At 65.9% G+C, this 26836-nt stretch carries 29 protein-coding genes and 1 pseudogene; 12 read left to right on the plus strand and 18 right to left on the minus strand.

From position 1 onward, the window contains the following. Positions 1-17: 17 nt before the first annotated feature. The 5 genes from CYU59_RS11485 to CYU59_RS11505 all read left to right on the plus strand — a co-directional run bounded on the left by CYU59_RS11485 (position 18) and on the right by CYU59_RS11505 (position 5147). Positions 18-1334 (plus strand): cytochrome P450, encoded by a 1317-nt coding sequence (locus CYU59_RS11485; RefSeq protein WP_292989308.1) that lies wholly within the window; start codon positions 18-20, stop codon positions 1332-1334. Beyond that, complete coding sequence (locus CYU59_RS11490; protein WP_292989309.1) at positions 1331-2740, plus strand: wax ester/triacylglycerol synthase family O-acyltransferase; 1410 nt, start codon at positions 1331-1333, stop codon at positions 2738-2740. The genes CYU59_RS11485 and CYU59_RS11490 overlap by 4 nt, the downstream gene beginning before the upstream one ends. Positions 2741-2791: 51 nt before the next feature. After that, a complete protein-coding gene (locus CYU59_RS11495; RefSeq protein WP_292989311.1) occupies positions 2792-3247 on the plus strand; it encodes an SRPBCC family protein in 456 nt (151 codons plus the stop codon). Beyond that, a complete protein-coding gene (locus CYU59_RS11500; protein ID WP_292989313.1) occupies positions 3244-3750 on the plus strand; it encodes a nuclear transport factor 2 family protein in 507 nt (168 codons plus the stop codon). Before CYU59_RS11495 ends, CYU59_RS11500 begins: the two co-directional genes overlap by 4 nt. Before the next feature lie 80 nt (positions 3751-3830). Further along, positions 3831-5147, plus strand: coding sequence for a cytochrome P450 (locus tag CYU59_RS11505; protein ID WP_292989745.1), 1317 nt, complete (start codon positions 3831-3833; stop codon positions 5145-5147). Here the strand turns inward: CYU59_RS11505 and CYU59_RS11510 are convergent. Genes CYU59_RS11510 through CYU59_RS11520 form a run of 3 tightly spaced genes read right to left on the minus strand, consistent with a single transcriptional unit; the run spans position 5144 to position 8776 of the window. Further along, positions 5144-6016 carry an acyl-CoA thioesterase domain-containing protein gene (locus tag CYU59_RS11510; protein WP_292989315.1) on the minus strand — a complete coding sequence of 291 codons (873 nt, stop codon included), beginning with the start codon at positions 6014-6016 and terminating at the stop codon, positions 5144-5146. The two genes, CYU59_RS11505 and CYU59_RS11510, sit on opposite strands and share 4 nt — an antisense overlap. Before the next feature lie 15 nt (positions 6017-6031). After that, complete coding sequence (locus tag CYU59_RS11515; protein ID WP_292989317.1) at positions 6032-6925, minus strand: dienelactone hydrolase family protein; 894 nt, start codon at positions 6923-6925, stop codon at positions 6032-6034. Between the two features lie 57 nt (positions 6926-6982). Next, positions 6983-8776 carry a CocE/NonD family hydrolase gene (locus CYU59_RS11520; RefSeq protein ID WP_292989748.1) on the minus strand — a complete coding sequence of 598 codons (1794 nt, stop codon included), beginning with the start codon at positions 8774-8776 and terminating at the stop codon, positions 6983-6985. Between the two features lie 184 nt (positions 8777-8960). Here CYU59_RS11520 and CYU59_RS11525 point away from each other — a divergent pair, with 184 nt between their 5' ends. Further along, positions 8961-9404 carry a nuclear transport factor 2 family protein gene (locus CYU59_RS11525; protein WP_292989318.1) on the plus strand — a complete coding sequence of 148 codons (444 nt, stop codon included), beginning with the start codon at positions 8961-8963 and terminating at the stop codon, positions 9402-9404. Positions 9405-9426: 22 nt separating this feature from the next. Here the strand turns inward: CYU59_RS11525 and CYU59_RS11530 are convergent, their stop codons facing one another. The 9 genes from CYU59_RS11530 to bfr all read right to left on the minus strand — a co-directional run bounded on the left by CYU59_RS11530 (position 9427) and on the right by bfr (position 17903). Then, positions 9427-10248 (minus strand): hypothetical protein, encoded by an 822-nt coding sequence (locus CYU59_RS11530; RefSeq protein WP_292989320.1) that lies wholly within the window; start codon positions 10246-10248, stop codon positions 9427-9429. Further along, positions 10245-10856: a TetR/AcrR family transcriptional regulator gene (locus tag CYU59_RS11535; RefSeq protein ID WP_292989322.1), complete on the minus strand. Its 612-nt coding sequence runs from the start codon at positions 10854-10856 to the stop codon at positions 10245-10247. The genes CYU59_RS11530 and CYU59_RS11535 overlap by 4 nt, the downstream gene beginning before the upstream one ends. A gap of 105 nt (positions 10857-10961) precedes the next feature. Next, on the minus strand, positions 10962-11402 hold the full coding sequence (locus CYU59_RS11540) for an SRPBCC family protein (protein ID WP_292989324.1): 441 nt from the start codon (positions 11400-11402) through the stop codon (positions 10962-10964). Beyond that, entirely contained in the window at positions 11402-12238 is an 837-nt protein-coding gene (locus CYU59_RS11545) for a lysophospholipid acyltransferase family protein (protein WP_292989326.1), read from the minus strand. Before CYU59_RS11545 ends, CYU59_RS11540 begins: the two co-directional genes overlap by 1 nt. A gap of 29 nt (positions 12239-12267) precedes the next feature. Continuing rightward, positions 12268-13329 carry an amidohydrolase family protein gene (locus tag CYU59_RS11550; RefSeq protein WP_292989750.1) on the minus strand — a complete coding sequence of 354 codons (1062 nt, stop codon included), beginning with the start codon at positions 13327-13329 and terminating at the stop codon, positions 12268-12270. A 53-nt stretch (positions 13330-13382) separates the two neighbouring features. Continuing rightward, complete coding sequence (locus CYU59_RS11555; protein ID WP_292989328.1) at positions 13383-14735, minus strand: glutamine synthetase family protein; 1353 nt, start codon at positions 14733-14735, stop codon at positions 13383-13385. 43 nt (positions 14736-14778) lie between these two features. Further along, complete coding sequence (locus CYU59_RS11560) at positions 14779-15273, minus strand: carboxymuconolactone decarboxylase family protein (RefSeq protein WP_292989331.1); 495 nt, start codon at positions 15271-15273, stop codon at positions 14779-14781. After that, positions 15245-17386 carry an MDR family MFS transporter gene (locus CYU59_RS11565; RefSeq protein ID WP_292989334.1) on the minus strand — a complete coding sequence of 714 codons (2142 nt, stop codon included), beginning with the start codon at positions 17384-17386 and terminating at the stop codon, positions 15245-15247. Before CYU59_RS11565 ends, CYU59_RS11560 begins: the two co-directional genes overlap by 29 nt. Positions 17387-17405: 19 nt before the next feature. Further along, the gene (bfr, locus tag CYU59_RS11570) at positions 17406-17903 is read right to left on the minus strand and encodes a bacterioferritin (RefSeq protein WP_292989337.1); all 498 of its coding nucleotides are present in this window, start codon (positions 17901-17903) and stop codon (positions 17406-17408) included. Between the two features lie 259 nt (positions 17904-18162). Between bfr and CYU59_RS11575 the strand changes: the two genes are divergently transcribed. Then, positions 18163-18345, plus strand: a complete 183-nt coding sequence (locus CYU59_RS11575) for a (2Fe-2S)-binding protein (protein ID WP_292989339.1) — start codon at positions 18163-18165, stop codon at positions 18343-18345. Positions 18346-18348: 3 nt separating this feature from the next. On the opposite strand, the gene CYU59_RS11580 is transcribed toward CYU59_RS11575, so the two are convergent. From CYU59_RS11580 to CYU59_RS11595, 4 genes are read right to left on the minus strand one after another with little or no spacing between them, the layout of a single operon-like run. Further along, the gene (locus CYU59_RS11580) at positions 18349-19107 is read right to left on the minus strand and encodes an enoyl-CoA hydratase-related protein (RefSeq protein ID WP_292989341.1); all 759 of its coding nucleotides are present in this window, start codon (positions 19105-19107) and stop codon (positions 18349-18351) included. Between the two features lie 8 nt (positions 19108-19115). Further along, complete coding sequence (locus CYU59_RS11585) at positions 19116-19814, minus strand: EthD domain-containing protein (RefSeq protein WP_292989344.1); 699 nt, start codon at positions 19812-19814, stop codon at positions 19116-19118. A 9-nt stretch (positions 19815-19823) separates the two neighbouring features. Next, positions 19824-20456, minus strand: coding sequence for a PaaI family thioesterase (locus CYU59_RS11590; RefSeq protein ID WP_292989347.1), 633 nt, complete (start codon positions 20454-20456; stop codon positions 19824-19826). A 52-nt stretch (positions 20457-20508) separates the two neighbouring features. Continuing rightward, positions 20509-21444 carry a hydrogen peroxide-inducible genes activator gene (locus CYU59_RS11595; RefSeq protein WP_292989349.1) on the minus strand — a complete coding sequence of 312 codons (936 nt, stop codon included), beginning with the start codon at positions 21442-21444 and terminating at the stop codon, positions 20509-20511. Positions 21445-21549: 105 nt separating this feature from the next. Here CYU59_RS11595 and CYU59_RS11600 point away from each other — a divergent pair, with 105 nt between their 5' ends. The 4 genes from CYU59_RS11600 to CYU59_RS11615 all read left to right on the plus strand — a co-directional run bounded on the left by CYU59_RS11600 (position 21550) and on the right by CYU59_RS11615 (position 24569). Continuing rightward, positions 21550-22137 (plus strand): peroxiredoxin, encoded by a 588-nt coding sequence (locus CYU59_RS11600; protein ID WP_292989352.1) that lies wholly within the window; start codon positions 21550-21552, stop codon positions 22135-22137. Positions 22138-22242: 105 nt separating this feature from the next. Continuing rightward, the gene (locus CYU59_RS11605) at positions 22243-22779 is read left to right on the plus strand and encodes an alkyl hydroperoxide reductase (protein ID WP_292989354.1); all 537 of its coding nucleotides are present in this window, start codon (positions 22243-22245) and stop codon (positions 22777-22779) included. A 24-nt stretch (positions 22780-22803) separates the two neighbouring features. Beyond that, positions 22804-23283 carry a nucleoside deaminase gene (locus CYU59_RS11610; protein ID WP_292989357.1) on the plus strand — a complete coding sequence of 160 codons (480 nt, stop codon included), beginning with the start codon at positions 22804-22806 and terminating at the stop codon, positions 23281-23283. After that, positions 23280-24569, plus strand: a complete 1290-nt coding sequence (locus CYU59_RS11615) for an alpha-amylase family protein (protein ID WP_292989359.1) — start codon at positions 23280-23282, stop codon at positions 24567-24569. The genes CYU59_RS11610 and CYU59_RS11615 overlap by 4 nt, the downstream gene beginning before the upstream one ends. On the opposite strand, the pseudogene CYU59_RS11620 reads toward CYU59_RS11615, so the two are convergent. After that, positions 24566-24996, minus strand: a pseudogene (locus CYU59_RS11620) (DUF1810 domain-containing protein). The gene CYU59_RS11615 and the pseudogene CYU59_RS11620 overlap by 4 nt on opposite strands. Between CYU59_RS11620 and CYU59_RS11625 the strand changes: the two are divergent. Beyond that, positions 24997-26256 carry an alpha-hydroxy acid oxidase gene (locus CYU59_RS11625; protein ID WP_292989361.1) on the plus strand — a complete coding sequence of 420 codons (1260 nt, stop codon included), beginning with the start codon at positions 24997-24999 and terminating at the stop codon, positions 26254-26256. It begins immediately after the preceding pseudogene. Here the strand turns inward: CYU59_RS11625 and CYU59_RS11630 are convergent. Further along, complete coding sequence (locus CYU59_RS11630; RefSeq protein ID WP_292989363.1) at positions 26237-26836, minus strand: hypothetical protein; 600 nt, start codon at positions 26834-26836, stop codon at positions 26237-26239. The genes CYU59_RS11625 and CYU59_RS11630 overlap by 20 nt on opposite strands.

Here is a 26836-nt window from a genome sequence, read left to right on the forward strand (position 1 = left end):
ACCCGGGGGTGGTGAACGTGGGTCATGGCATCGCGACCGATCCGGCCCGCCTCCCGGCGGGTCCCGGAGCGCCAAAGATGTTGCAGGGCCTGGTCTTCGTGACGGGGAGGCAGAAGGCGCTGGCGGCGGCGCACCGACGGTACGGTCCGTGCTTTTCGGCCAACGTGCCCGTATGGGGCAAGGTCCTCGTGCTCGGTGAGGGCAAGCTGATCAAGGAACTGCTGTCCATCAACAGCGAGCTGGTCGACAATTCGTCCGGTCTGGACACGGTGCTGCCGGCCGGTTCGATGGTGCGGCTCTACGGAGCCGAGCATCGCCGGCGTCGCAAACTGCTGGCCCCTTCGTTCAACGGCCGCCGCATGCGCAACCACGAGGCCATGATCGAGGAGGAGGTGCTGCGTGAGATTGCCGGCTGGCCGGAAGGCCGCGAATTCGCCTGTGCGCCCTCGATCAGGCGGCTGACACTGAATGCGTTGTTGCGCGCCGTCTTCCACGCAGAAGGGGGCGACCTCAACGAGCTCAGGGAGATCATCCCCCGGATGTCGCTGTGGACGTCGCGTCTTGCGGTCATGCCACCGGCCGTCCGCAAAGACCTCGGTCCGCGCAGCCCCTGGGGCCGTTTGCAAAGGGACAAGAGGCGTTACGAGGAGATCATCGCGTCGCTGACCGCATCGGCTCGTCGCGACCCCGACCTGGCTGAGCGCAGCGACGTGCTCGGCACCTTGCTGCAAGCGCGCTACGAGGACGGCACGCCCATCGACGACGCGCACATCGCCGACGAACTCTTCGCGCTGCTCGGTGCCGGCCACGAGACCACCTCGGCGTCGATCTCCTGGGCGGTCGAGCGGCTGCGCCGGCACCCGGACGTGCTGGCCCGACTGGTGGCCGAAGAGGACTCCGGCGGCCACGAGTTGCGCCAGGCGACGATCTGGGAGGTGCAGCGGACCCGTCCGGTGATCGAGATGATCGCCCGCACTACGATGAGTCCGATCACGTTGGGCGAGTGGGTGATTCCGGAGAATTCGATGATCTTGGTGGACATCGCGGGCGCACACGCTGCCGAGCAGAGTTTTACCGATGCCGACAAGTTCGACCCGGATCGGTTCGTCGGCAACCCGCCGGAAAGCGCTTCGTGGCTGGCGTACGGTGCCGGAATCCGGCGCTGTGTGGGGGCGGTGTTCGCCAACATGCACCAGAACGTCACACTGCGGGTCTTGTTGCGTGAGATCGACATTCGCGCCTCCATCGCACCGGATGAAGGTCGTCGCTATCGCGGGATCACCCCGGAACCGCGCCGCGGCGCGCTGATGGTGATGGAGCGTCGCCGCGCATGAAGACGACGACGCAGCGACTCAGCGGCTTCGACGCCAGCCTGCTGCACCTCGAAACACCGGACGTACCGATGAACGTCGCCGGGGCCATCGAGGTGGACACCTCGACGATGAAGGACGGGTACAGCTTCGAGCGATTCCGGGACCACCTGAGGCGTCAACTCACGGCGATGCCCGAGTTACGCGCGAAACTCGCCGACAGCAGGCTGAACCTCGACACCCCGGTGTGGGTCGAGGACGACGCGTTCGACATCGACAACCACCTACGGCGCGCGCGCATCCCCTCGCCCGGCTCCCGGTGCGAAATATCCGATCTTGCAGGCGAACTCATCGCCACCCAGATGGATCGCGACAAACCGCTGTGGCGCATGTGGGTGCTGGAGGGGGTCTCGGAGGTCGACCCGCGTGACGGCGGTGCGATCGTGGTGCTGTTCGAAATGCAGCATTCCGTTCTCGATGGGACCAGCGGGCCGGCAATGTGGTTGCGGCTCAGCAGCGACCAGATCGATGCACCCGAACCGCAGCCCCTGCCCGGGTTTCCCCACGTCAGCCGACGTGACATCGTCCTCGATGGTCTGCTGAGGTTCCTGCTGCGACCCTGGCACCTGCTGACCAAGGTGTTGCCCGCACACTTTCGGGTTGCCGCGCAAGCCATTCGCCGCACCGCGTCGGGAAGAGCGATGCCGCGCACGTTCACCGCGCCGAAGGCCTCGTTCAACGGCAAGGTGCACGGCCCCCGCAACGTCGGCTACGTCAAGCTGGACCTCGCGGAGGTCAAGTCCGTCAAGAATGCGTTCGGGGTCACCGTCAACGACGTGGCGATGGCGCTGGTCTCGGGAGCGGTCCGCAAGTACCTCGTCGATCGCGGCGCGCTGCCCGAGCAGTCATTGATCGCGATGGCGCCCATCGCAGCGGTTCTGGAAACGGCCGACGACATGGGCCGCAACAACATGACCGCGATGTTCACCCCGTTGCACACCGAGATCGCCGATCCGGCACACCGGTTGAAGGCGATCGCCGAGGCCGCCTCGATCGGAAAGGAGCACGGCGCGGAACGCCGCACCACCCTGCTGCAGGACTGGGCTAACTACGTCGCGCCGGGCGTTCTCGGGACGGTCATGGGCCTCTACGCGCGCAGTGCACTCAGCGAGCGTCGGCCCCCGTACAACATGTCGATCTCGAACGTGCCGCTGTCACCTGTTCAGCGATATCTGATGGGCGGGAAGATCATCGCGATGTACCCGCTGGGGCCACCGTTCAACGGAGTCGGGCTGAACGTCAGCATGATGTCGCTCAACGGCAGCCTCGACATCGGGTTGGTGTGCTGCCCGCACCTGCTCCCCGACATCTGGGAGCTGGCCGACAACGTGCCGGTGGCATTGGCGGAATTGCTCGCGGCGACCCGCTGAACATCGCCGTTTCCGCGCACCGGCCGCCCGCGGGCGTGCTTTGATCAGCCCATGCAGGGATCTGCGACAGTTCACATGGCGGCACCGGCGGACCAGATCTGGGACCTGATCACCGACGTCCACAGCATCGGCCGCTACTCCCCCGAAGTGTTCGAAGCCGAGTGGCTGGATGGGGCCGGCGGACCGGCGCTGGGCGCCCGCTTCCGCGGCCATGTGAAGCGCAACGAGCTCGGCCCGGTGTATTGGACGGTCTGCCGTGTCACCGCGTGCGAGCCGGGCCGCGAATTCGGTTTCGAGGTGCTCGTCGGAGACCGCGCCGTCAACAACTGGCACTACCGGCTTGCGCCTGCCGGTGACGGGACCGACGTCACCGAGTCGTTCCGGATGTCGTCCTCGCCGTTCGTCGGCGTCTACTTCTGGCTGTTCGGTGGCTGGCTCAGGCAGCGGCGCAACGTCCGCGACATGACCAAGACGTTGAACCGGATCAAGGAGGTGGCGGAGGCATGAGCGGACAGTGGTCGCGCGAGGAGATCGACTCGGCGTTCGAGCTCCACAAGCAGGTCGTCGTCGAGATCGGCTCCAGCTGGGACTGGTCGCGGTTCGCCGATCAGTTCACCGAGGACGCAACCTACGTCGAGCACACCTACGGCACGCTGCACGGCCGTGAGCAGATTCGCGACTGGATCGTCTCGACGATGAGTGTCTTTCCCGGCAGCGAGATGCCGTTCTACCCGACGTCCTGGCACTCGGTCGATGTCGACCGCGGCTGGGTGTTCTGCGAATTCCAGAACCGGATGCGCGATCCCGGCGACGGCAGCGTTCACCAGGCGGCCAATCTGTCAGTGCTCAAGTACGCCGGTGACAACCTCTGGAGTTACGAGGAAGACGCCTACAACCCGATGAACTTTCTGCCGATGGTGCGCTCGTATGTCGAGCGCAGTCACGCAATGGGCACCGCATCCGAGGACGCGCTGGCGTTCGCGAGCAACATGAAGTGGGAGCTGGGCTGACAGCGCACCGCCGGAGCGGGTCGTAGGCTGGGCGCCAGCACTGCCCAAACGATGTGGAGGCCTGATCGGTGGCAATCGAACTGAAGCACAGGTTGCACTGGTTGTCGTTGCACGGCTTCGTCCGCGGTGCCGCGTCGCTCGGTGCGCGGCGGGGTGATCTGCAGGCCCGATTGATCGCCGACCCGTCGGTCAAGGCGAATCCCGTGCCGTTCTACGAGGAGGTGCGGTCGCGCGGCGCGCTGGTGCGGACCCGCCTCGGTCACATCACCGCGGACCACGCGATCGGGCACGAACTGCTGCGATCCGACGAATTCCGGGTGGTCTCGATCGGGTCGAATCTGCCCACGCCGCTGAGCTGGCTCGAGCTGCGGACCCGCGACCAACTGTTGCACCCGCTGCGTCCGCCGTCCCTGCTGGCTGTCGAGCCGCCCGACCACACCCGCTACCGCAAGACGGTGTCCTCGGTGTTCACCCATCGCGCGGTTGGCGCGCTGAGGGACGGGGTCGAGAAGACTGCGGAGTCGTTGCTGAACGAGCTGTCTCGCGAGCCGGGTGTCGTCGACATCGTCGACCGGTATTGCTCGCAGTTGCCGGTGGCGATCATCAGCGACATCCTGGGAGTGCCGGAGGTCGATCGGCAGCGCATTCTCGAATTCGGTGAACTCGCCGCGCCCAGTTTGGATTTCGGACTCCCCTGGCCGCAGTACCGCAGTGTGCAGCGTGGGCTCGCCGGCTTCAACTTCTGGCTGGACACCCATCTGGACAAACTGCGCCGGGATCCCGGCGACGACCTGATGAGCCAGCTCATCCGCAAAGCGGAAAGTGGTTCGACGGAAACATATCTCGACCGCGACGAGCTCCGGGCGGTCGCCGGGCTGGTGTTGGCGGCGGGTTTCGAGACCACGGTGAATCTGCTGGGCAACGGAATCCGAATGCTGCTCGACAAGCCTGAACACCTACGCACGCTCAGCGAGCGCCCCGAGCTATGGCCGACCGCCGTCGAGGAGATCCTGCGGTTGGAGTCCCCCGTCCAGCTCACAGCGCGAATAGCGCTGAGCGACACCGAGGTTGCGGGCCAACCGGTTGGCCGGGGGGAGCTGGTGATCATCTACGTCGCCGCGGCCAACCGCGACCCGGCCGTCTTTCCCGATCCCAACACGTTCGACATCGAACGTGACAACGCCGGCAAGCACCTGGCGTTCTCCGGCGGTCGGCACTTCTGTCTGGGTGCGGCCTTGGCGCGCGCCGAAGGCGAAGTGGGACTGCGGGCGTTTTTCGACCGCTTCCCCGATGTGCGCTCCGCCGGGGCGGGCAGTCGCCGCGACACCCGCGTGCTGCACGGCTGGTCGGCTCTGCCGGTCGCGCTGGGGCAGGCCAGGTCGATGGCCGCGCGCTAGCCGCTCTTCTTGCCGCCGAAATAGCATTCCAGCGTCGTGGTGCACACCAGCTGACCGTTGCGGTTGAACATGGTCCCTTGCGCCAACCCGCGACCACCGATACCGCTGGGTGAATGCTGTTCGTAGAGAAGCCAATCCGACAGATCGGGCGGATGGTGAAACCACATCGCCAGATCCATCAGGGCCGAGAAGCCCGGTCCGAGCGGCGTGGTGCGGCGCGCGATCATCGCCGACTCCAACAGCGTGCGGCCAGCGACGAAGGCGGCCAGACAGTCGGCGATCACCGGATCGGCGGGGGCAACGCCGTTGGGGCGCCACCACATTCGCAGGCGTGCGGGCGGTGGTTCGTCGATGTCCGCGGCGAGGCGGGCTGACGGATCGACATATCGATAGTCGATCGGCTGCTCGCGGACCCACCAGCCGTCGCGCTCGTCTGCGATACCGCGGTGCTGCTCGGCGAAGTTCGGCACCGATTCAGGGTCTGGGAGCTCCGGCGGAAGCTGCTGGTAGACAATGCTTTCGACGGATCTGCTGAACGACATGACCCCCTCCAGCAGGATCGAACCGAACTGGCGCGCGGTCACCCGCCGCGCCGAGAACGTGCCACCGTCGTGCAACGTGGTGACCTCGAAGTCGACCGGCCGGCGGGCGTCACCGGCCCGCAGGAAGTACATGTGCATGCTGTGCGGTAAGCGGTCGGTCGCTGTTCGCGCGGCCGCCATCAAGGCCTGCGCAGCGATGTGACCGCCGGAGATGTGGTGCGCGATTTCGTCGAGTTGCCGGCCGACGAAGAACTCCGCGTTGACTTGGTCGAGATCGAACGAGTCGAGGATTTGGCGCAGCGTGATGACGGGCGGCGGAGAGGTCACGCACGCATCATGCCGCTAAGACAGATAGCGACCAAACCAGTCCAGCACCCGATGCCAGGCATCGGCGGCCGCGGCCGCGTTGTAGCGCGGTCCGCCGTCGTTGAAAAAAGCGTGGTCGGCGTCCGGTTCGATGACGATGTCGTGGATCAGGCCGGCACGCTCGAGCGCGGCTCGCGCCGACGGCTCCGAATCGGTGACGCGTTTGTCTCGGGCGCCGTAGAACGCCAGCACCGCGGTGGCCTTGTCGCCACTGAAGTCGGGGTTGTCCGGCAACGGGCCGTAGAACGGGACCGCCGCCGACAGGCGGGCATTGTGGGAGGCCAGTAGCTGCCACACCAGCCCCCCGCCAAAGCAGAAGCCGACGACCGCGATCTTGCCGCCCGGCACGCGGTTCTGTAGTTCGGTGATGCCGGAGTTCAGGTCGGCGAGAAACCGGTCCTGCGGCGCGGCGGCCAGCGCGGCGGTGGCTTTGGCCGGGTCGCTGAACGTGCCGGTGCCACCTTCTTCGGAGAGCAGGTCGACGGCCAGCGCCGAGTAACCGGCGCCGGCGAACCGTTCGGCCACCGAGCGGACCCAGTCGGTGAGGCCCTTGTTCTCGTGGATCACCAAGACCCCGCGGCGGGCGTTGTGGGATTGCGCCCACGCGCCCTGCAGTTCTCCGCGGGGTCCGCCCCAGGTGATCGGCTCGGTGGGCAGCGCCTGCTTCGCGCCGGGTGGCTCGATACCCTCGCCGGCACTGGAGTGCAGCGGTCGGGTTTCGTGGTCGGTGCAGCCGGCGATCAATGCGGCCGCGGCACCGCTGCCGAGCCCGAGCAGGGTCAGCCGGCGCATGGCTTCGCGTCTGGTCAGCAATCCATCGACGTGGTCGGTGGCGATCTCTTCGGCGATGTATCGCTGTAAGGACGTCATCAACGCGAGTATGCGCCAAAACCCGCCGTTGTGCGCGGATGACGCTGCCGCACTGGGTCAGTCGAAGCTGCTGGGGTCGGCAACCGGGATGAGCAGATGCGACGGCGTCGCGCCGCCTTGGTGCAGTCGGTAGGTGCCTCCCGCCAGAGCGCGGCGCGCGGGCACGGTCGGCACGAGGTGCGGAAAGTCGAAGGTGGTGACGGTCAGCCGCAACCGGTGGCCGGAGTCGAGCATGGCTGCGGTCGGGAAGACCTCGATGTCGTATTGCGTGAGCTCCCCCGGCACGACCGGCTTGACCGCGGCGCGAGTGCTGGTGTGATGCGGCTTGAGGACGGTGCCGTCGGGCAGATACCACGTGCGCTCCGGGTCCAGTTTCCGATGCGAGCCCAGCAGCGCCCCCTGGGTCAGCGGTCGCGACGAGCCGTCCGGTGCGACGTCGTCGATGTGGGCCACCCACAACGATTCACTGGTGTCGGCGGTGGCGTGCAGCGTCAGGGTGATCGGCCCGGCGATCAGCGTCGGCGTCGCGAAGGCCTCGGTGGTGTAGGTCAGCGCACCGCGCTGCAACCGCCGGTTGTCCTGGTCGTAGCGGATGTTCTTTCCGCGCTGACTGCGGATGAAGCTGGTCATCCCGAGTGTCCACTGCTCCACGCTTCGACCGGCCACCGGGCCGCGGCCCACGTATTTCACTGTGGCCGTTGAGGTTTCCGCGGAACTGTCGGCGGTGAGGTGACCCCCCTCGGACAGGTAGAACCGGGTCGGGGTCGCTTGGTCCAACGGATAGTTGCGGGCGTGGAACCAGCGCGCGCTACCGACGGGCTGAAAGGTGAAGGGATCCCCGGAGATCGCCGCATCGTCGTGGTCGTTCAACCAGTGATCGAACCAGCGCAGCTGAATCGACTGAAGGTGCAGCCCACCGTAATTGGAGACGTGATACCAGGGGCCCATCAGCAGCCGCAGATTCTCCGAGACCGGCTGGCCGGGTTGCATCGGCTGCTCGTCCGGCTGGCCCGCGAAGGCGCGCTGCAGTGCGGCGTAATTCAGCGGAACACCGCGCTGGAAAGCGTCATGCCAACCGCCGACCAAGAACACCGCCACGTTGTTGGCGACGATCTGCGGGAGCACCATGGCGGGGCGCAACGCCTCCCAGAATTTCTCGTCGAACGCTGTCTCTCCGCCCGCCACCGCGTCGGCGATCAGCGGGCGGAAGTAGCCGCGCTGTGCTCGCCCGCGCTGGCGAACCCCGGCAATGCCACCGGCGCGGGGCCGGGCGTGCTTGCCACGATTGATCACCTCCAACGCCGGGTTGACGACATTCAGCAGGCGGTACACCCCGCCGTACGCCCGCACAGTGCGCAGGTGCGGTGCTCCGCCCATGGCGGCGGCGTCGCGGTAGAAATCACGTGCGGCCATCACCGGGAAGATCGCTTTGAGCGGCGAATCCGGACCGACAGCGGCTGCGGTGAACAGCTGATTGATCCCCAGGTAGGACACCCCGAACATGCCGACCCGTCCGTTGGCGTTGGGCAGCTTGGCGGCCCATTCGACCAGCTCTACCCCGTCCTGCGTCTGGCGCTCGCCGAACATCTGGAATGCACCCTCGGAGACACCGCACCCGCGGACGTCGACCATCACCTCGATGTAGCCCCGCTTGATCAAAAACGGGGTCGGGCCGCCGCCGATCTGCGCGGCCGGCGGCGGAGCCTTCTTGCCGTACGGCGTCAACGACATCAGCACCGGGAAGGGTCCGGGCGCGGGCTCACCGGAGTCGCGGTCGGTGGGGTAATGAATGTCCACCCTCAGCTGCACACCGTCGCTCATCTTCACTGCGACGTTGTGGTGAATGCCCACGCCGTATTGCGCCGCTCTGGGTGTCCAGTCCGGCAAGAACGGCGATGCACTGGTCTCGCGGGCTCGTGTGCGTCGTGATCGCAGCTTGAGCATCCCTGTCCTCCTGGCGCGCCTCGTTGCCTGGGCAGACTGTAAAGAAGCGCGGACCTTGCCCGGCACGGGGGTTGCCTGTCAGCCTTAGTCCATGTCAGTCGACGAAACGGTGCTCGGTTTGTGGAAGGCCCTGTCGGGCCGCGACTGGGAGGGTGTCAAACGGTTCTTGTCCTACGACTGCGTCTATGTCGACATGCCGGTGGGGCCGACCTTGGCTGCGCGCGGACCCGACGACATCGTCAAGCGACTCAAGGTCGGGCTCGAACCGCTGGCCGGCTATGAGAACCACGACGGGGTGCTGCTGTCCAACGGCTCCGACGTGATGTACGAGCATTCCGAGACGTGGAACTGGACGAGCGGGGAAACCGCTGTGCTGCAATTTGTTTCGGTGCACCGCGTCGACGGCGGCAAGGTGACGCTGTGGAAGGACTACTGGGACATGGGCGGTCTGACCAACCACGCCCCGGCGACGTGGATGGAAGACCTCGCGAAAGCGGACACGTCGTGGATTTTCGACGCGACCGGGCTGATCTGACCTTCGGTGCCGTGTTGAAGGTTTATGGGTGTGTGACGCAATAGGTTTCGTTCTTCAAACCATCGGCGAGATCTTCGATCCTGAATGGCCGATCGAGCCGCGCGTGTAGGGCGGCGGGATCTATCAAGAGGCTGATTTCAGCGGTCTGGCGTGCGAAAAGCCTTCCGATGTAGGGGTATATCCGGCGCATTGCGGCTCGCTCCGCAGCGGTGCAGCGTGAGGCGCAGTAGCCCACGTGCCCGATTTCGTCGGTGAGGATCTCGCTGTAGAGCAGTTCGATGCGTTCGGAGACCACTGGCTCGTCGGCGAAAAGGCGGATACCAACCCGTCGCAACTCGTCGAACATGATGCAGCCGGCCATCTCTGCGGCTCCGACAAATAGAAAGCCCAGGCGCGGCGGCATAAACACGCCTGTCTTGACGAACTGTCGCATCACGAAGGGTGGCGGCACCACCTGAAAAGTCAGATCGAAAACGTCGAGGGCGTACGCGAGCAGACGGGTGTGGTAGTGCTCCTCGAGCTCCAGATAGACGTTCTCCGGCGGCAGATTCTCATCACTGTTACGCCCGTAGGTCTCGCCGAGCCCCACTCCGAATCGTTCGGCCTGGTTCAACTTCGCCGTCGCCAGCAAGAACAGCATCTTGTCGTCCAAGCCGGGTTCCGGCCGGCGCCGGCGCAAATTACGTAGGAATACGTCCCGGTCCGCAGGATGGGCGGAACGAACAGGGTTCACCTCGAGGTCGTGAAAGAACTCCTCGCGGTTGGCGAGCTGCCTGTTCAGTAGGTCGGCTTTGCCATCGCGTTGGGCGAGAAACTCCCGGTAACCTTCGACCGTGCCATTCATCGGTTCTCCATTCCTTTGACAATCGTTGTCACGTAACGACTCAACAGCGCAGCGTCCTCGACGCCGGTAGCCAGTAATGCGAATAATCCGGTGAGAAAGAACGTCGCCAGTTCTGCTGCGTCAGCCCCCGCGTCGATTTGGTCGATCGATTGTGCGCGGTCGAAGATTTCGATCAGGTACTCGGCAAGTGGATGCTGTGTCAGCTGGTCCCCGACTGGATGCGACGACGAAAAATGCAGGCCGAGCATGTCTCGAAATATCTTCGCGCCCAACCGTTTCTGAGCATCAAGCACGTGCTCTACCAGCTGCGACAGCACCGACTCCAGGTCGGCGTCGGCCTCGCGGAGCTCGGCGACGATCCGAGCCTCCTCGTTGCGTTCCAACTCGACCAGTACGTGCACTTTGGTCGGGAAATGGAAATAAAACGTTCCTCTGACCACGCCGGCAGCAGCCGCAATGGCCGCCACGTCGGCCATTGCCAATCCGCGTCGGGCGATCTCGGCGAGCGCAGCATCGAAGAGGCGGCTCCGGGTTTCGAGTCGGCGCGCCTCGCGGACGCTCGTCGTGCCGGGCGACTGGGCCGCGGGGGGTGCGTCCGTCGAGGGCATGTCGACACGTTACGCCCACTAATTGACGATCGTCAATGACGGTCGTCAACGATTGCCACGAGTTCTGCGACAGCGTTTAACGCGAGATCAGCGAACTTCTCGGCCTCAACCGCCCAGTTCGGCGATCTGCTTGAGTCGCTTGAGCGTTTCGCCGACGATCCGGTTCACCTGTCCCACCGCGACCCGGTCGGCGATGTAACCCCAGATCCCACCGGGCGCCTGGTAGGACAACCGGAATATCACCTTTGTCTGACCATTCCCCGCGTCGCGCAACCGAATTCGGCCGCGCAGCGTGATTCCGGTGATGCCGACCCAGGCGAGGTCCCGTCGCTCGTCGAACTCCACGACTTCCATCAGGCCGCCGACGGGCACGGAGCCGATCTTCCAATGCACGTGGTAGCGGGCGCCGACGCCGAGCGCCTGATCGTTGGCGCTCTCCCAGCGTTCCAGCCGGGACATGAACGACGGATAGCGGTCCGGATCGCTGACGATCTTCCACACCACGTCGCGGTCGGCAGCGATGACGCTGCTGCGGTCGACGCGCATCAGCCGATCACCGGGAATCGCCGCCGCGAGGCGAGCCGGTCCACGCCGCCCTGCAGGCTGGCCATCACCTTGTCGTGCACCGCCTGATCGTCACCGTCCACCTCGATGGGGTGCTGCACTTCGATCGCGATTTTCGTCGGCAGCGGGATGTGCCCGGCCAGGTCGCTGATGTTCAAGCCCCACGGGAACGCCAACGAGATCGGAATGCTCTTGAGCCGCAACAACTTGTCCGCCATCAGCAGCTTCGCCAACCACTGCCCGCGGGAGATGAACAACGCAGCCTCCTGGCCGCCGACGCTGGCCACCGGCACGATAGGGACGCCGGCTTCCCGGGCCAGCTTGACGTAGCCCATCCGGCCGTCGAAATCGACCTTGTGGCGCTCCCACGACGGTCGAAAGACCTCGTAGTCACCGCCGGGATAGACGAGCAGTGCCGCCCCGGATTCCAGCGCGAGTCGGGCGTTGTCGGGGTTGGCGGCGACGGTGCCGAACTTGCGGAGCCATCCCAGCGGCGGCGCTGAGACCACCAGATTGTGCGCCAGTTGATAGAACGGTCGCTCGACACCGAAGTAGGAGCAGAACGCCAGGGTGAAGACGAAAGTATCCGGCGGAACGTTGCCGCCGCTGTGGTTGCCGACGAGAAGGACGGGACCTTCGGCGGGGATCCGGTTCAGGTGCTGGACGTCGGCGCGGAAGTACAGCGAGGCCAGCAGCCAGGTTCGGGGTAGCTGGTCGCGGATGTAGTCGGGGTCGCGCTGGTCCAGATCGGCTTTGGGGACGCGCGAAGCGACCTGCTCTCGCACCCAGTCCTTGATCCCGCCCAGCGTCGTCGCCATAGCGCCGCTGTACCCGGATTTGACCTGCGTCACACCTCGTTCAGCCGGTAGATGCGGGCCGACGTTTCGTGGGCGATCAGGTCGACCACCCGAACGGCGTCGGACAGGCTCCAGTGACCGTTCTCGACGAAGCCGCGCAGCACGTGGTGAATTCCGCTGCGCCACAATGCTGCACCGAGATAGTGCAGCTCGGCCGGGCCGAAGCCGTCCGAGGAGTACACGATCTTGCGGAATGGGGCGAGTTCCAGCAGTCGTGCGATGAGTTCCGGTGCGCGTGCGCCCAGGTGGTTGACGCTCAGACCGGCGTCGACGTAGACGTTGTTGAACGCTTGGGCCAGGTAACCTGCCTCGCGCTCGTAGGGATAACAGTGCAGCAAGACGATCGGCGTCTGGCCGGAGCACTGCAGAAACGGCTGCAGATGCAGCGGATTGGCGCCACGCAGATCGCATTCCCGGTCGCCGAAGCCGACGTGGAACTGCAACGGCTTGCCCACCCGCAGCGCCTGATGCAGGCCGAAGCGCAGCAGCACCCGGTCGGTGAGTCGCGTGCCGCCACTGTCTCGCCACCTCGCGGCGGCGGTCGCGACCTCAGCACTCGTCGGCTCGCTCAGGTCGCCGGGGAACCCGCCGCGGTAGGCCAGAATCGACTTGGTGCCGACCGCGCCGGCCGACCGCCGGGTCAGGATGTCTTCGAACGACGACGCGTAATCGCCCGGTGAAGCGGCGGCTTGCTCGGCCACCTGTTCCAGCCGGACGATTTCGTGGGCACGGTTGCCGGACCACTGGGAGACCTGCGCGACGCCGGCGACGCCCGCCGCGTAACCGGTGTCGACCAGCCAGTCGCCGACACCTGCCGCGCCCAGGAACAACTGGGCCAGCTCGACTTCTGTGTGCTCACTTCGACGGCGCCAGTAGTCCTGCGGCTCAGCGTGTTTCGGCAGTCCGAGCAGCGGCGCGCAGTGCGCGCGGACGGCGAAGCCGAGTTGCGTGTCGAATCCGGAGTCGAACTCGGCCATTTGGTCGGTGTTGGCCTCGTTGAGGGCGTTCTCGAACCGGCGACGGTCCCCTGCCGACGTCCAGCAACCGTGCATGTGCTGGTCGATCAGCGTCACCGCAGCGATATGCCGCGCCAATGCCGAGTCCACTACAGGCTCCACGCCATCCGGAACTTGTCGGCCAGCTGTTCGCGGTTGAGGTGGGCGTAGCGCTCGCGCTCGAAGCGGCGCACCGCGACGGTGGCGTCGACGGCGGGATCGCCGAGGATGTCGCGCAGCCGTTGCGATTGATCCAGTGCTGCAATGCTTTTTGCTTGAGACGTCGACAGCGACGCGATGCCGGCCCGCCGCCGATCGGCTTCGCTCAGGGTTGCCGGGTCGATGTTGACCTCGGTCGGCAGCGACGCCGTGTCCCGGATTCCGTCCAACGCCAATCCCAGGATGGCGGCGGTTGCGAAGTACGGGTTGGCCGACGGGTCGACAGCCTTGACCTCGACGTTGCTGCCGTGCGGATTGGCCGGACCGCCGACGACGAACCGCACCGCCGCTTCCCTGTTCTCGGTGCCCCAGCAGAGGTAGCTGCCGGCCCAATTGCCGGGACGTAACCGCAGTCCGGACACGATCGAACCGCACAGCACGCCTTGGGCTTCGGCCAGGCCACGAATCAAACCGGCGACCGCGGCCTCACCCATGCTGGTCATCCCGCGGGCGCCCGCGCCGTCGGAGAATACCGGCCCGGCTGCAGTGGTCAGCGAGAAGTGTTGATGGGCACCGCATCCGGCGTCGTCGACGAACGGCGCCGGCGAGAAACTGACCCGCATCCCGTAGCGCCGCGCGACACGGCTGACGACGATCTTGGTGAGGATCAACTGGTCGACCGAGGCGACCGGTGGTTGCGGCCCCAGCGAGATCTCGAACTGGTTGGTCCCGTATTCGGGGTGTAGTTGCTCGAGCGCGATGCCGGACACCGACGTCGCGGCGATGACGTCACGGACGAAGGCCTCGTATTCGAGCACACCGGCCAGACCGTACTGCGACCAGACCGTAGCCGGCAGCGGGTGGCCGTTCGGTGCGACGAGCAGGAACTCGATCTCGTGGCCGACCATCGCCTCGATGCCCGCCGCTGCGAGGGCGGTTTCGATGCGGTGCAACGTTCCCCGGCTGCACGCCGGCACTCCGGTGCCGTTCTGATCGAAGAACGAGCCCGGTGCCCACGCCAGGCCATCGCCGAGAATACGAAGAGCGGACAGGTCGATGCGGATGCGCTGATCGCCGACGACACCGAACTGATCGGTCACCGCGATACCGGTCTGGTCGATCGCGAAGGCATGCCAGACCGGGCTGGCGCCCAGACCCGGATCGGCGAAGGCGTTGGTGCGGCGGATCGGCACGGTCTTGGCCTGGGTGAGGCCGGCCGGATTGACCACCGTGCCGATGACGGTGCTGACTCCTTCGGCCTCGAGCTTGGCGATCGCCGCCGCGGCCAGCGGTGTGGTGGTCATCTGCCGTGTGACGGATGGGCCCCGGGCTATCGACGTCGGTTGGTCATACCCGACTGGGCAGGGTCAGCTTGCAGGATTGGCCGATGTCCAAGGTGCGCAGGACGCGGCCCATGCCCACCCACATCGCGCAGGACAGTGCCAGGTCGGCGAGCAGCTCCTCGGAGAAGTGCGCACCGGCCCGGGCCCAGAAATCCTCGTCATCGCGTAGCGCTGTGTGCTCGGTGGCGAACCGGTAAGCGAACTCGGCGGCGATACGCTCCTGGTCGCTGTAGCCCGGCCAGGTTCGCCACTGGTCGGCGTGGTCGTAGAGATCTTCGTCGACTCCGTTGGCCAGACCGTCGCCGTCGCGGGTGTTCACGCAGACTTCACACTCGTTGCTGTGCGCGATCACAATCCGGGCCAGTTCCCTTGTGCGCATTGGCAATCGGTTGCGGTTGTAGACCGCGTCGCTGAAGCCGGCCATCGCGCCGCCCAGTTCGGGTGACTTCAGGATCCAGCCGGCAAGGTCGTCATCTGGGAAGGTTCCGATTCGGCTCATGGGTGGATGCTACGCCGGGGCGCGGTCGGGGAAGTCCGACCGGAAGTTTCTGGGTAGCAAGCTCAGAAATGTGGGACGCGTCGTCGTCCCAGTCGGGTTGCGTGACGATCCGGTGGGTGATCCGATTCAGCGCCGCCTCGACCTGTGCCCGGTCGGGGCGGATCTCGAAATTCGTCGAACGGGTGAGCTTGTCGACGATCCAGTCCTGGAGCAGCGACGAGACGAAGTCGACCTCGCGGCTGCCGGCCGGGGTGAGCCACAGCCGATCGATGTCGCGTTGCGCGTACCCGCCGCGGACCAGCCGGTCGAAGGTGGGTTCGAGCACTTCGTAGGGGATGCCGAGCTGCTCGCCGATGTCGGTGATCCGGGCGATGCCGAAAGCGCGCTGGTAGCGGTTGATCCGCAGTAATGCCCACAGCTCGGCCACGTCCAGCCGACAGTCGGGCCGCAGTGCGACGCTGCGCAACCGCATGCCCGGCTGGCCCCGGGTGAGGCGCCCGATTGCGTTTTCCAGCAACTCCTCCGGCGTCTGTGTGGTCGGCATGGCGAACCCGTCGCCGAGGTCGGCGGCGTTCTGGCCGATGTCACGCAGCGGCACCTCGCGCAGGAACAGTGCCAGCACGAGTCCGACCAGTGCGACGGGGATCGCCCAGAAGAACACCTCGGTGAGCGACGCGGCGTAGGCATCGACGATCGGCGCGGCCTGGGCGCGGGACAGTAGGTGCAGTGCCTCGGGCGAATTCGCCGCCGCCGCAGGGGCTCCCGCCGCCGCCAACGCCGGACCGATGCGGCCGTGCAGGAAGTTGGTGAACAGCGAGCCGAAGATCGCCGCGCCGAAGGAGCTGCCGATGGTCCTGAAGAAGGTGACCCCTGAGGTGGCGACGCCGAGGTCCTCGAATTCGGACGTGTTCTGCACGATCAGAACCAGGACCTGCATGCACGAACCGATTCCCGCCCCGAGGATCAGGAGGTAGATCGATTGCAGCAGTGTCGATGTCGACGGGTCCATCCGCGACATCAGCAGGAACGCGAGTGCCATCACTGCGGTGCCGGCGACGGGGAAGATCTTGTAGCGGCCGGTGCGTCCGACCACGACACCGCTGCCCATCGACGTCGACAGCATGCCCGCGACCATCGGCAACGTCCGCAGGCCCGATGTGGTCGCCGAGACCCCGTTGACGAACTGCATGTAGGTCGGCAGGAAGGTCAGCGCACCCAGCATGGCGAACCCGACCACGAACGAGAGCACGCAGCACACCGTGAACACCGGGTTGGCGAACAGTCGGGTCGGCAGGATCGGCGCGGAATCAGGCCCGGACGAACGGCTTTCGACCCACACGAATACCCCGAGTGACGCCGCGGAGGCGACGAACAGCCCGATGATCGTCACCGATCCCCAGGCGTACGTGGTGCCACCCCAGCTGGTGGCGAGTGTCAGACCGGTCGCCCCGAGGCCGACGAACACGATGCCCGCGTAGTCGATCACCGGCTTGGCTCGGGCCGCCAGTGACGGAATCGCCGCCGTCGCAACGACAAAGACCACCACCGAGACGGGCACGTTGATCCAGAACGCCCAGCGCCACGTCAGATGATCGGTGAAAAAGCCGCCGAGCAGCGGGCCGATCACTGTCGTCACACCGAACACCGCGCCCAGCGCCCCCTGATAGCGGCCGCGATCCCGCAGCGGGATTACCTCGCCGATCAGCGCGGTGGCCGTCACCGCGATGGCGCCGCCACCGATGCCTTGCAGGGCCCGGGCACCGACCAGCATGGTCATCGACTGCGCCAGCCCGCACAGCACCGAGCCGGCGACGAAGAACAGCACTGCCGCTTGGAATATCGTTTTGCGGCCGAACAGGTCACCGAGCCGGCCGACCAGGGCGGTCACGATCGTCGAGGCCAACAGGTAGCTGGTGACAACCCAGGACTGATGCCCCGCTCCGCCCAGATCGGCGACGATCGTCGGCAGCGCGGTCGCGACGACGGTCTGGTCGAGCGCAGCGAGCAGCATTCCCAGCACGATCGCCAGGAAAACGAAGTTGCGCCGCTGCGGGCTGACCAGCCCACCAGTGAGCTCCTGGCCCGGTGGGACTGCTGTCTGTGCGCTAGTCATACACGGCGGCTATACCCGCTCAACCGCCGGCTTGACCCGTCGACGGCGGACGCGAGACGCACTGGGCCGAGTAGAGCTCCTCGCCGAGCTTGTCCATCAGTTCGAGTTGAGTCTCGAGGTAATCGACGTGGTTTTCCTCGTCGGCGATGATGCCTTCCAGCAGCGTGGCACTGGTCGAGTCCTGCTTCTCGCGGCACATGACGACACCCGGTCGCAGCCGGTTCAGCACGTCGTACTCGATGGCCAGGTCGGCTTCGAACTGCTCGCGCAGCGTCTGGCCGATGCGCAACGAGAAGAGTCGCTGGTAGTTCGGCAGCCCGTCGAGCAGCAGGATGCGATCGGTGATCGCCTCGGCGTGCCGCATCTCGTCGAAGGATTCGGCGCGGGTGTGACCCGCCAATTCGGTGAAACCCCAATTCTCCTGCATCTTGGAGTGCAGAAAGTACTGGTTGATCGCGGTGAGTTCGCTGGTCAGCTGTTCGTTCAGAAGGCGCAAAACGTCGGGATCACCTTGCACGGTCGCTCCTTAATTCTCCCCTGGGCACGCTTCGAGTCGCGGCGAATGGCGGTGGAGTTGGGCTGTAACGCCACCGCCCGCCACGTCGAATCTAGTCGAAATCGCCGACATCGGCGCGTTGATTTGGACCGCGTTTTAACTAAAAGTGCTGGTCAGAGGCTATCCTAAGTAAGGATAGCCTTCGCGAACTAAGTTAGGTTAGACTTGCCTACATGCGAGCGGCGCGGTCACCGAAGACCCATAGCGACGGGGTTCGCTGATGTACGTCTGTCTCTGTGAAGGTGTCACCAGCCAGGTGGTGTCCGACGCGGTCGCCGAAGGCGCATCGACGTCGAAAGAAGTGGCCGCGAAGTGCGGCGCGGGTCTGGACTGCGGTCGTTGCCGGCGCACGGTGCGGGCGATCATCGAGGCCGCCGCGCAGTTGCAGCCGACCGGCAGCTAGTCGTCACCCGCCCCGCTTGGCGGTGAAGTCCGCCAACGCCGCCGCATTCGCCTGACCGCCCAAGAGCTGTGCGAAATGCGCATTCTCGCGCTCCGTTGCTGCGGCGATGTCAGGCTGGATCGGTTCGGCGATCGATTGCTTGACCGCGATCAGGCTCGGAATCGACCGGGCGGAGAGAATTTCCGCGTGCCGACGGGCTTCGGTCAGCAGTTCCTCGGGCTCGCACACCTTCCAGACCATGCCCATGGCCAGTGCTTCCTGCGCACTCAGCCATTCCGAGGACATCAGCAGCCAGGCCGCGTTCTGGCGGCCGATCAATTGCGGGAGCAGATACGACGACGCGGCCTCGGGTGCGACACCCAGGCTGGTGAAGGGGCACTTCAGCCGTGCCGTCGACGACATGAAGGCAAGATCGGCATATCCCAGGATCGTGGCGCCAATTCCGACGCCGACCCCGTTGACCGCGCAGATCAACGGCTTGGGGAACCGGGTGAGCGCGTCGATCATCGCGGTGAAATGGGAGCCTTGGTTGGCCATCGCGGGGTCGGTGATGCGCGCCTGCATCTCCTTGAGGTCGTTGCCGGCGCTGAAGGCGCGGCCTGCCCCGGTCAGTAACACCACGGCGATCTCAGGGTCCTCGGCAGCCTGCTGCAGGGCCACGGCGGTCGCTTCGTAAAGCGCCTCGTTGAACGCGTTGAGCACGTCAGGCCGATTCAGGGTAAGGGTGCGCACCCGGTTCTGGTCGTCGATCTGGAGTATCACCGGTCTCCTCAGGTTTGGAAGGGTGTCTTGAGCACGTAGCGGCTGGTGGGCACGGTGTCGATGTTCTCGTTGGCGCCGAACGCCGACGTGCTGGCGACCATCCGGGACAATCGCTGCTGCAGATCAGCGTCGTCGGCGGCGCCGAAGAACGCCCGCAGGTCGGTCACCGCCTCGATCGGAAACAGCTCCTCGACGATGCCCGCCAGTGGCGGCGCGTCCGGGGTCAGGGCACGAACGACCGCGTTCTGGGTGTACCCGAACGTCGACTGAGTCTCGATTGCCACCGGCGTGTGGTCGTGCTGCCAACGGTGCAACCAGGTCGGGTAATCCAGCTCGGCCGGCCGGCGTAGCAGTGCGACATTCGCCAAACCTGCTGTGCGCCGGCCTAGTTCGGCCGGAGCGAGCAGTGGGGTCGATTCGGTGACCAGATATGCGGCGAGCTGATCGCATTCGGCCGCCAGCAGCCGCAACGCTGCAGCGACGTGATCGCCGTAGCACTGCGGGGTCCAGATGCCGACGACGGCGCACGCGGGCGGGTCGAGCGTCGTCAACGTCATCAGCGACTTGCTGACCGCCGCGTCGCGAACGTTGACGGTCAAGCCGGCGACTCCGAGCGCCAGGACCGCGTCGGCGACCGAACCCCGCTGTCGCTCGCACCAGGCCTCGTCCCGGTCGGTCGCCCGCAGGACCGCGATTACCTTTTCCACAGTCGCAACTTATTCGGAGCGCTCGCGCGCCCAGCGCGGCTGAATGAATACGCCTTCTGCTTCGACGGTGATCCCCTCGGCGTCGGCGAGGTGGCCGACCGCGTAGGTCTTCACCCCTTCGGTGCGGGTGATCCTCGCCTCGGCATGCAGGTCGCCGAGCCGGGTGGCCCGTACGTAGCGAAAGCTGATCGTGCCGGTCAGGCGCGGATTGATGCCGTCGCTGGCGGCCTCCCCCAGCAGGTGGTCGAGCAACAGCGCGGCGACGCCACCGTGAACGTGACCGGGCGGCCCCTCGTAGGCGGCGCCCAGGTGGAAATCGCAGACCGATGTGCCGTCGGCCGCGCGGTGGATCTGCACCGGAGGGGCAATCGGGTTCCGAATGCCGATGACGGCGTTGCCCCAAGCCATCCGCTCGCCCGAGGCCAGGTAGCGCACCCCGAAGCTGCCATCGGTTTGCTTCTGTCGCAAACGTGCTGTGGCCGAGTCGATTTCGGCCTTTGCGGCGGCGACGGCGGTCGCCTCCACCTCGGTCCGGACCGTCGCGTCGATCAACTCCCGAACGGATTCGGCCAACGGCTGGTAGATCGCCCGCAGCCGCTCGACCTCCTCGGCGCTGATGTTCTCCAGCGTGAAGTCCAACATCAAGCGAAACTAGAACACGTTCATTTCGGCCGGTGTGCTGGGGTGCCCGTGGCTAGTGCACAGGCCGTACCTGCTGGTCGTCGGCGAGCAGCTGGCCGATCTCGGCGGCCAAATGCCGATAGGGGCCTTCGCGTCTGCTCGACGAGCGGAACACCAGCCCGATCCGGCGACCCGGCCGGGGCGAGGCGAAGTACGCCAGCTCCAAGTGGCTGCGCACGCTCTCGACGGACACCGCGCTCTGCGGGATCAGCGTCACGCCCAGCCCGCCGGCGACGCATTGCACCGCCGTGGCCAGCGATGCGGCGCGGGTGTCGGCCAAATCGGCGTGCACGCCCGCTTTGCGGCAGACATCGAGCGCCTGATCGCGCAAGCAGTGGCCGTCATCGAGCAGCAGCAGGGGCAATTCGGCCAGTGCGGTCGGCGGGACTCGGCGCTTCCCGGCCAGCGGGTGGCCCGGTGGCAGCGCCAGCACAAAATCCTCGTCATAGATCGGGATCTCGGTCATGCCGCCGGCGTCGGAGGGCAGTGCGACGAGCGCCGCGTCGACCGACCCCTCACGCAGCCCGTTCAGCAGTCGTTCGGTCTGGTCTTCGATCACCCGCAGGGTCAGGCCGGGCAGTCGGTCGGCCAATCCGGCGAGCAGGGTGGGCAACACGTACGGTGCGACGGTCGGAATCAGGCCCAACCGGATGCTGCCCTGCAGTGGGTCGGCCGAACCTGCCGCGGCCGCGCTGAACGCGGTCGCGGCCTCGATCACCGCCTGGGCTTGTGGCAGCAGTGCGTGGCCTTCCTCGGTCAGAAAAACGCGTCGCGTCGATCGTTCGACGAGCTGTACTCCGATGCCGGTCTCCAGCGCCGACAATGCCTGCGAAAGAGTGGACTGGCTGACACCGAGAGTTGTTGCAGCACTGCCGAAATGTTGCTTCTCGGCAATAGCGACAAACGCCCGCATGCCGGCAATCGTCGGCTGATAACTCTTATCGGTCATGCCTATGAGTGTAGTGGGAAAAATCACCTTTCATTCAAAGTGTGGTTCGGGCAGGATGGAAACAACGGAAAACTTGACTAAATCCAATAAGACTTAAGGAGCGACATGGCACTGCTGACCATCGGCGACCAGTTCCCGGCCTACGAGTTGACGGCATTGATCGGTGGCGACCTGTCCAAGGTCAATGCGCAGCAACCCGAGGACTACTTCACCACCATCTCCAGCAACGACTTCGCGGGCAAGTGGCGCGTGGTGTTCTTCTGGCCGAAGGACTTCACGTTCGTCTGCCCGACCGAAATCGCCGCCTTCGGCAAGCTGAACGACGAATTCATCGACCGCGACACCCAGGTGCTCGGCGTGTCGGTCGACAACGAGTTCGTGCACTTCCAGTGGCGTGCCCAGCACGATGACCTGAAAAAGCTCCCGTTCCCGATGCTTTCGGACCTCAAGCGCGAACTGGTCGAGGCCACCGGCGCGCTCAACGCCGACGGTGTCGCGGACCGCGTCACCTACATCGTCGACCCGAACAACGAAATTCAGTTCGTCTCGGTCACAGCCGGCTCGGTCGGCCGCAACGTCGACGAGGTGCTGCGTGTGCTCGACGCGCTGCAATCCGATGAGCTGTGCGCATGCAACTGGAAGAAGGGCGACCCCACCCTGGACGCCGGCGAACTGCTCAAGGCGTCGGCCTGATCGTGGGCCGCGCTGCCGACGATGCAGAGTGACGCGATGAGGAGGAGGAGCGCATGAGGCCGCGCCTCCGACGATGCAGAGTGAAGCGATGAGGAGGAGGAGCGCATGAGTATCGACAATCTGAAAGAAGCGCTGCCGGAGTACGCCAAGGATCTCAAGCTCAACCTCGGTTCGATCAGCCGGAGCACAGTGCTCAACACCGAGCAGCTCTGGGGCACATTGCTGGCCAGCGCGGCTGCGACGCGAAACCCGCAGGTGCTGAGCGAGATCGGTGCCGAGGCGGCTGACGAGCTGTCCGCCGAGGCCTACCAGGCAGCGCTGGGCGCCGCATCGATCATGGGCATGAACAACGTGTTCTACCGCGGTCGCGGGTTCCTGGACGGCAAGTACGACGATCTGCGCCCGGGCTTGCGGATGAACATCATCGGCAACCCCGGTGTGGCCAAGGCCAACTTCGAGTTGTGGTCGTTCGCGGTGTCGTCGATCAACGGCTGTGGGCATTGCGTGACCGCCCACGAGCACACCCTGCGCGAAGCCGGCGTCGACCGCGACGCGATCCTCGAGGCCCTGAAGGTCGCGGCGATCGTGACCGGGGTCGCCCAAGCGATCACGACTGCCCAAACGCTGGCGACCGCGGGTTAGCTCGCGCCCGTACACTTCGGGCTTGTGGTCGTCACCGATGTCGATCTGGCGCACTTGCGGCGCTGCGTCGAACTTGCCCGCACCGCCCTGGAAGCCGGACACGGTCCTTTCGGTGCGGTGCTGGTGGGCGGCGGTGGCCGGGTGCTGCGTGAGGATCACAATCGCGTGACCGAGCACGATCAGACGCTGCATGCCGAAACCGGTGTCATCCGCTGGGCGGTGGCGAATCTGGCTCCGGTGCAACGGATTCGCACCACCTTGTACACGTCGTGTGAGCATTGTCCGATGTGTGCGGCCACCCATGCGTGGGCCGGGCTGGGACGAATCGTCTATGCGACCTCAAACGCGCAACTGACCGGCTGGCTGACCGAATGGCGCACAATGACACCTCCGGTGGCGATGCTGCCGATCGCAACGGTGGTTCCGCGAGCCGTGTTCGATGGCCCCGCGCCCGAACTCGAGGAAGAGATGAAAGCCCTGTACGAGGCCAGGTTTCGACGATGAGCTGGGTAGAGCATGTGATCTGGTGGCAGGTCTATCCGCTGGGGTTCGTGGGCGCGTTCCCCTCGGATGCTCCGCCCGCCGCCGATGAACACCGGTTGCGCCGCGTCGTCGACTGGTTCGACCACGCGATCGCGCTCGGCGCCTCCGGAATCGCGCTCGGGCCGATCTTCGACTCGCGCACCCACGGGTACGACACCACCGATCACTACCGCATCGACCCGCGACTCGGTGATGATGATGACTTCGACCACCTGATCGCCGAGGCGCGCCGGCGTGGCCTGCGGGTGCTTCTCGACGGGGTGTTCAACCACGTCGGCGCCGATTTTTCGCGCCATCGAGACGCCCAGGAGGACGACGCCGCCGCGCGTTGGTTCCGCGGTCGGCCGGGCCGGTTTCACACCTTCGAGGGCCACGACGGTTTGCTGACGTTGAACCACGATAATCCCGAGGTCGCCGACTACGTGGCCGACGTGATGACGCACTGGCTGGGCCGTGGTGCCGACGGCTGGCGACTGGACGCCGCTTATGCTGTGCCGCAACATTTTTGGGGATCAGTCCTGCCGAGGGTCCGTCAGGAGTATCCGGATTCGTGGTTTGTCGGCGAGCTGATCCACGGCGACTACGCCGCGACGGTCCGCGAGACCGGGTTCGACTCCGCTACCCAGTACGAGCTGTGGAAGGCGATCTGGAGCGGACTGAACGACGCCAACTTCTTCGAGCTCGACCATGCACTGCAGCGCCACGACGAATTCCGGAAATCCTTCGCGCCGCTGACCTTCATCGGCAACCACGATGTCACCCGCATCGCCAGTCAGCTTGACCACGCGGAACACCTGGCTCACGCGCTGGTCGTGCTGATGACGGTCGGCGGAGTGCCCAGCATCTACGCCGGCGACGAGCTGGGTTTCCGGGGCGTCAAAGAGGAACGGTACGGTGGCGACGATGCGGTGCGGCCTGAATTCGCTTCTCCCCCAATCGACCTCGATGAGCACGGCGTCGAGATATGGTCGCTGCATCAATACCTCGTCGGTCTGCGCCGCCGCCACCCGTGGCTGTACGCCGCATCGACGACGGCGCTGCGACTGGAGAACACGCAGTACGTCTACGAGACCCGGCATGGCGACGACGCATTGACGGTGGCGCTGAACATCGGCGACACGCCCCTGCGCGTGCGGCTGGACACCGGACGCGCGGAGATCATCGCGGGCAGCGGAGCGCCGCCGCCGGAGATCGTCGACTCGGTGACCGTCGAGCCGCACGGCTGGCGGATCCTGCGGCAGGTCTAGCCGAGGCGCTGCAGCGTCAGGGGGTCCTGCTCGCCGTCGTAGTAGCGGGTCAACAACTCGACGAAATCGCCGTTGTCGCTGCTCGCATGAGCGAACAGCGTCATCGACGAGCGGACCTTCATGTCGTCGGGTGAGCCGAAGATCTCGCCGATCGAGCGGTCCGGCACGGCGTTGACCAGTCGGGTGCATTCGTGCAGCCGCGGCCCAGGACGTCGTGGTTGAGATAGGCGCGGGCCTCGTCGAGCGACACGATCGCATACCGGGCGGCGGTTGGGCTGCTGCCCAGCCCGGCGATCTGCGGGAAGATGAACCAGATCCAGTGGCTGCGCTTGCGGCCGGCCCGAAGCTCGTCGAGGACGCGCGGATAGGCGCCCGCCTGCGCGTCGACGAACCGTTGCAGATCGAAGGGTTCGCTTGCGGATTCCATATGTCCTACGGTGGCACAGTGGTCAAACGGCGGATGCCGAAGGCGCGGGATCTCGCGCCGCTGATCGGTTTTCGCAAGCCCCGACTCGACCGCGGGCAGCGCCGGCTCGACGATGCGCTGACGATCGACGATCTGCGGCTGCTGGCCAGGCGCCGAACCCCGCGGGCGGCGTTCGACTACGCCGACGGCGCGGCCGAGGACGAAATCTCGATTCGGCGCGCGCGGCAGGCGTTTCGCGACATCGAGTTTCATCCGACGATCTTGCGCGACGTCAGCAGCACCCGGACGGATTGGCAGGTGCTCGGCGGACCGGTTGCGCTCCCGCTGGCCATCGCGCCGACGGGCTTCACCCGGCTGATGCATACCGAAGGTGAACTCGCCGGGGTCCGGGTGGCCGCCGCGGCGGGTATCCCGTTTTCGCTGTCGACTCTGGGAACCGCGTCCATCGAAGACGTGGCGACCGCGGCGCCGCAGTGCCGACGATGGTTTCAGCTGTACATGTGGCGTGACCGAGAGCGGTCGATGGCGTTGGTTCGACGGGCCGCTGACGCCGGTTTCGACACCCTGCTGGCCACCGTCGATGTGCCGGTCGCGGGAGCACGACTGCGCGATGTCCGCAACGGGATGTCGATTCCGCCGGCGTTGACGTTGCGCACCGCATTCGACGCCGCGCTGCGGCCACGCTGGTGGTTCGACCTGTTGACCACCGAGCCGCTGTCGTTCGCGTCGTTGGATCGCTGGTCGGGCACCGTCGGTGAGTATCTGGATTCGATGTTCGACCCGAGCCTGACCTTCGACGATCTGGCGTGGATCAAAGCGCAGTGGCCGGGCAAGCTCGTCGTCAAGGGCATTCAGACGCTCGACGATGCCCGGGCCGTGGTGGATCTGGGGGTCGACGGCATCGTGCTGTCCAATCATGGTGGCCGCCAACTGGATCGAGCTCCGGTGCCGTTCCACCTGCTGCCCACCGTGGCGCGTGAGCTCGGTGCCCACACCGAGATCCTGGTTGACACCGGCATCATGTCCGGCGCGGACGTCGTCGCCGCGGTCGCGCTGGGCGCCCGTAGCGCTCTGATCGGTCGCGCCTACCTCTACGGGTTGATGGCCGGCGGCCAGGCCGGGGTACGCCGCGCCGTCGACATCCTGTCGGCGGAACTGGTCCGCACGATGAAGTTGCTCGGCGTCACATGCCTGGAGGAACTCTCGCCGAAGCACGTCACGCAGCTACGCCGGCTTGTTCCTAGTGCCGGGTCGACATGAAGAGGTAGTAGCTGACGTAGACGACGACGAACCCTGCGACCAGGATGGCGGAGGTGGCTCGCTGACTGTTCGTCTGCGCGCGGTGGTTGGGTGCACACGTCGTCACTGGAAAACCAAGCGCGGTAAGGATTTCCGCAGCTGGCCCCGGACCGCCGGGGTCGATGTTGACCTGACCGCGGCCGCGCACCAGAAGTTCGATGGTCAAGGGGTACGAGGGTAGATCTGCGTCGTAGCCGGCCGATCCGGCCCCGCCGTGGTTCGCGTGACGGCTGGCCAGTGCTGGCCTGATGTAGGCATGCTCGATGTCCCCGCGCTGCGCGAGCATTGTGTCGCCGGCGTAGATGCCGTTGTGGTCGACGTACAGATCAACGGGGGCTCGCTGCGGCGTCAGGGCGCAGGACAAGGCGCGCGGGTAAATGGTGATGAACCCGACGAGAATGACCGCAGCGGCAATGAGCTTCGTCGAACCGGGCAGCAGGGCGATAGCGGCGACCAGCAGAAGCGAGGCGGCCACCGACCCGCCGAACACCGATTTCACGCGGGCATTCGCCTGCATGAGAGTCACCCGTCCGCGAAACAT

Source organism: Mycobacterium sp. (genome assembly GCF_002863225.1).
GTDB lineage: Bacteria > Actinomycetota > Actinomycetes > Mycobacteriales > Mycobacteriaceae > Mycobacterium.

What these genes read in the sequence shown, in the direction of transcription:
- CYU59_RS11490 (WP_292989309.1), top strand. Translation starts at nt 1,331, where the DNA reads ATGAAGACGACGACGCAGCGACTCAGCGGCTTCGACGCCAGCCTGCTG.
- CYU59_RS11495 (WP_292989311.1), top strand. Translation starts at nt 2,792, where the DNA reads ATGCAGGGATCTGCGACAGTTCACATGGCGGCACCGGCGGACCAGATC.
- CYU59_RS11500 (WP_292989313.1), top strand. Translation starts at nt 3,244, where the DNA reads ATGAGCGGACAGTGGTCGCGCGAGGAGATCGACTCGGCGTTCGAGCTC.
- CYU59_RS11515 (WP_292989317.1), bottom strand. Translation starts at nt 6,925, where the DNA reads ATGACGTCCTTACAGCGATACATCGCCGAAGAGATCGCCACCGACCAC.
- CYU59_RS11525 (WP_292989318.1), top strand. Translation starts at nt 8,961, where the DNA reads ATGTCAGTCGACGAAACGGTGCTCGGTTTGTGGAAGGCCCTGTCGGGC.
- CYU59_RS11530 (WP_292989320.1), bottom strand. Translation starts at nt 10,248, where the DNA reads ATGAATGGCACGGTCGAAGGTTACCGGGAGTTTCTCGCCCAACGCGAT.
- CYU59_RS11535 (WP_292989322.1), bottom strand. Translation starts at nt 10,856, where the DNA reads ATGCCCTCGACGGACGCACCCCCCGCGGCCCAGTCGCCCGGCACGACG.
- CYU59_RS11540 (WP_292989324.1), bottom strand. Translation starts at nt 11,402, where the DNA reads ATGCGCGTCGACCGCAGCAGCGTCATCGCTGCCGACCGCGACGTGGTG.
- CYU59_RS11545 (WP_292989326.1), bottom strand. Translation starts at nt 12,238, where the DNA reads ATGGCGACGACGCTGGGCGGGATCAAGGACTGGGTGCGAGAGCAGGTC.
- CYU59_RS11550 (WP_292989750.1), bottom strand. Translation starts at nt 13,329, where the DNA reads ATGCACGGTTGCTGGACGTCGGCAGGGGACCGTCGCCGGTTCGAGAAC.
- CYU59_RS11555 (WP_292989328.1), bottom strand. Translation starts at nt 14,735, where the DNA reads ATGACCACCACACCGCTGGCCGCGGCGGCGATCGCCAAGCTCGAGGCC.
- CYU59_RS11560 (WP_292989331.1), bottom strand. Translation starts at nt 15,273, where the DNA reads ATGAGCCGAATCGGAACCTTCCCAGATGACGACCTTGCCGGCTGGATC.
- CYU59_RS11565 (WP_292989334.1), bottom strand. Translation starts at nt 17,386, where the DNA reads ATGACTAGCGCACAGACAGCAGTCCCACCGGGCCAGGAGCTCACTGGT.
- CYU59_RS11575 (WP_292989339.1), top strand. Translation starts at nt 18,163, where the DNA reads ATGTACGTCTGTCTCTGTGAAGGTGTCACCAGCCAGGTGGTGTCCGAC.
- CYU59_RS11590 (WP_292989347.1), bottom strand. Translation starts at nt 20,456, where the DNA reads ATGTTGGACTTCACGCTGGAGAACATCAGCGCCGAGGAGGTCGAGCGG.
- CYU59_RS11595 (WP_292989349.1), bottom strand. Translation starts at nt 21,444, where the DNA reads ATGACCGATAAGAGTTATCAGCCGACGATTGCCGGCATGCGGGCGTTT.
- CYU59_RS11600 (WP_292989352.1), top strand. Translation starts at nt 21,550, where the DNA reads ATGGCACTGCTGACCATCGGCGACCAGTTCCCGGCCTACGAGTTGACG.
- CYU59_RS11605 (WP_292989354.1), top strand. Translation starts at nt 22,243, where the DNA reads ATGAGTATCGACAATCTGAAAGAAGCGCTGCCGGAGTACGCCAAGGAT.
- CYU59_RS11615 (WP_292989359.1), top strand. Translation starts at nt 23,280, where the DNA reads ATGAGCTGGGTAGAGCATGTGATCTGGTGGCAGGTCTATCCGCTGGGG.
- CYU59_RS11625 (WP_292989361.1), top strand. Translation starts at nt 24,997, where the DNA reads ATGTCCTACGGTGGCACAGTGGTCAAACGGCGGATGCCGAAGGCGCGG.
- CYU59_RS11630 (WP_292989363.1), bottom strand. Translation starts at nt 26,836, where the DNA reads ATGTTTCGCGGACGGGTGACTCTCATGCAGGCGAATGCCCGCGTGAAA.